This window comes from Phocaeicola sp. RTP21198st1_B8_RTP21198_201120 (assembly GCF_040929485.1).
GTDB classification, from domain to species: domain Bacteria; phylum Bacteroidota; class Bacteroidia; order Bacteroidales; family Bacteroidaceae; genus Phocaeicola; species Phocaeicola dorei.
Genome location: NZ_JBCOCI010000171.1, coordinates 1 through 552, shown reverse-complemented (window position 1 = coordinate 552; position 552 = coordinate 1). Strand labels below are relative to the sequence as shown.

Here is a 552-nt window from a genome sequence, read left to right as displayed (position 1 = left end):
GAGCAATTCTTCATAATTGCTGTTCCCCACTTCGGCACGCGTGATTTCAATCAAATCCCAGTTTTCAACCAAAGGAGGTTCTTCGGGTGATTCCGGTTCCGGCTTCTCTCCCTGCCCTTGTTCTGTTCTCTGTGTTCCCTGCTCCTGCTCTCCCTGTTTTTCGCAAGAGCAGAAAACTAGCAATAGGGCAACTCCCATGATATAAATAAAACTTTTCATTTTCATAGTATTTTATCAATGCCGATATATTCTTTAACCTGTTCGTCTATATGTGTTTTCAACTGATGAATCACTTCTTTGCACTGTCACGTCCCAATATCGCATCCCACAACATCGGTACAAGGATTTCCTGTGCCGCTTTGCGGGTAGGCAGAATACCGTCGCGCAGATATGGCTTTAATGCTTCTTCTCCTCCGTCATCGTAAATTTTATTAAACTCTACCGAGTAATCGACCAGAATGATACCTTTCTTTTTGGCTGCTTCGCGGCATGAAGCATTGAATGCTGCCAGTTCGGGACGGGTCTCCGCCGATTGTCCCAACGGACGTTCGG

2 pseudogenes are annotated in these 552 nt (G+C 45.7%); both read right to left on the bottom strand.

Annotated elements, in window-relative coordinates:
• Positions 1-219, bottom strand: a pseudogene (locus AB5935_RS24015) (hypothetical protein); the annotation flags it as partial.
• Positions 220-289: 70 nt separating this feature from the next.
• Positions 290-552: pseudogene (locus tag AB5935_RS24010) on the bottom strand (hypothetical protein); the annotation flags it as partial.